Source organism: Janibacter hoylei PVAS-1 (genome assembly GCF_000297495.1).
In the GTDB taxonomy this organism is placed as follows: Bacteria; Actinomycetota; Actinomycetes; order Actinomycetales; family Dermatophilaceae; genus Janibacter; species Janibacter hoylei.
Window position 1 is genome coordinate 1 of the sequence record NZ_ALWX01000067.1, and the last position, 2,372, is coordinate 2,372.

The 2,372-nt window shown below is 73.6% G+C and carries 2 protein-coding genes and 1 pseudogene; 2 read left to right on the plus strand and 1 reads right to left on the minus strand.

All coding sequences use genetic code 11. The features are described 5' to 3' along the window. Positions 1 to 196 (minus strand): hypothetical protein (locus B277_RS17610; protein ID WP_202948426.1); only part of this gene is annotated, 196 nt, incomplete at its 3' end. A 106-nt stretch (positions 197 to 302) separates the two neighbouring features. Between B277_RS17610 and B277_RS13110 the strand changes: the two are divergent. Further along, positions 303 to 1,271 (plus strand): annotated as a pseudogene (locus tag B277_RS13110) (glycosyltransferase family 2 protein); the annotation flags it as partial. Between the two features lie 18 nt (positions 1,272 to 1,289). Beyond that, positions 1,290 to 2,372, plus strand: a 1,083-nt coding sequence (locus B277_RS13115) for a SpoIID/LytB domain-containing protein (protein WP_007929007.1), incomplete at its 3' end; no start/stop codon positions are given.

Here is a 2,372-nt window from a genome sequence, read left to right on the forward strand (position 1 = left end):
GGGCGGCACCGGAGCCGCCCGTCGCGGACGAGGCCGCGGCGCGCTCGCCGGACGCCGGGCGGCGTGGGCGGTCCCTCTTGCCCGTCGGGATCGCCCGCGCCTCGTCGCGTCCGCGGCGACCCTTGCGCATGTCGAAGGTCATCGCGTCGTCGCGCCCGTCGTCGGGGCGTCGCGGGCTGGTGGGGCGATCAGGCATGCCAAGGAGGATAGGAGCAAAGGCTGGCAGGTCGCAGGACGACGACGGCGCGTCCGCGGGGCGCCCACCGTGACCTTGTCCATACTGGAGCGCGTGTCCCCCCCGTGTCAGCGTCGTCATGCCCGTGCTCAACGAGGCCCGCCACATCGCCGACTCCGTGGCGATGGTCCTCGGGCAGGACTGGCCCGGTGAGCTCGAGCTCGTCCTGGCACTCGGCCCGTCGACCGACGACACCGACGAGATCGCCGCTCGGCTGAGCGCGCAGGACACCCGGGTCCGCACCGTGCCCAACCCCTCCGGCCGCACTCCTGAGGGCCTCAACGCCGCCATCGCCGCCTCGACGGGCGAGATCGTCGCGCGGGTCGACGCGCACGCGGAGATCCCGACCGACTACCTGAGTCGGGCGGTCGAGGTGCTCGAGGCCACGGGGGCCGACAACGTGGGCGGGATCATGGACGCCGTGGGGCGCAGCCCGCTCGAGCGGGCCATCGCCTGTGCCATGAAGAGCCCCTTGGGCGTCGGCGGGGCGCGGTTCCACGTCGGTGGCGGGGCCGGCGAGTCCGACACCGTCTACCTCGGCGTCTTCCGCCGCTCCGCCCTCGAGCGGGTCGGTGGTTACGACCCCCACTTCGCGCGGGCCCAGGACTGGGAGATGAACCACCGCATCCGGTCCACCGGCGGACGGGTGTGGTTCACGCCCGAGCTCGTCGTCACCTACCGGCCCCGCTCAAGCGTGCGGGCGCTCGCCGACCAGTACTTCAACTACGGCCGCTGGCGGAGGGTCGTCGCCCGGCTGCACCGTGGCACCGCCAACGCGCGCTACCTCGCGCCGCCGGCGATGGTGGCGGGGACGACGGCGGCGACCCTGGTCGGCGCCGTCTGGCGCCCCGCGTGGATCGTCCCCGCCGGTTACCTGGCCGCGGTCACCGTCGGTGGCATCGCCATCTCGAAGGGGGAGGAGCCCGCCGTGCGGGCCCGGGTTCCCCTCGCGATCGCCACGATGCACTGGGCCTGGGGGCTGGGCTTCATCACGAGTCCGCGACACCTGTCGGCCGGACTTCCGCAGGAGCGCTGACGCGAGGACAATCCCCCCATGGGAGTCGTCCGTGAGCATCGTCGTGTCCTGACCCGCGTCGTCGTGGCGGCGGTGAGCGTCATCGCGATCGGTGGTGGCTCGGCCCACGGTGCTGCGGCTGCTCCCGCGACGGCCGCCGCCCAGTCGGTCGACACCTCGCCGTGGAGCTTCACCGGACGCGGCTTCGGTCACGGGGTCGGCATGAGCCAGTACGGCGCCCTCGCCCAGGCCAAGGCGGGGCGCTCCGCACGCGAGATCCTCGGCTTCTACTACGCGGGCACGACCTACGACGCGGTCCCCGACACCCAGACGATCCGGGTCAACATCGTCCGGGGCCGGAGCACGACCGCGGTGAGCGGTCTCGCCCGCTCCAGCGGCGGTGGCACCCTCACGGTGACGGCCGGGTCGAGCACGCTCAGGGCCGCCGCGGGCCGCAGCGTCTCCCTGCGACGCAGCGGCTCGTCGGTCGTCGCCTCGTGCTCTGGCTGCTCGCCGGCGTCGGTGACGGGCTCGGCAGTCTCCATCACCTGGGACCAGACACGCACGGATCTCTCGCTCGGCGGCAAGCGGTACGCCCATGCTCCCTTCGTCGTCACGCCGACACCGGGGGCCGCGACGCTCGAGGGGGTCCTGCACCTGCGTCTGGCCGACGAGTACCTCGACCAGGTGCGTGAGGTGCCGTGGTCGTGGCCGGACGCCGCGCTCGAGACGCAGGCGGCCGCAGCTCGCGCGTACGCCCTGCGCAAGGTGGCCGGCGGCGTACGATCGGCCTGCGCCTGCCACGTGCAGGACAGCATCACCGACCAGGTCTACGGCGCGGTGCCCACGGGCAGCGAGGCCAGCGCATGGCCGCGGTGGCGCGCCGCGGTCGCCGCGGGCGGCAGCTCGACGACCGGCTACGTACCCCGCTACGGGGGTCAGGTCATCGAGGCCATCTACTCGTCATCCTCCGGCGGCCACACGGTCAACAACGAGGACATCTGGGGCGGGGCCCCGGTGCCCTACCTGCGCGGTGTGCCCGACCCGTGGAGCACCAAGAGCGACAACCCGCGGCGGAGCTGGACGACCGAGGTCCCGCGGTCCAAGGTGGCCACCGCCTTC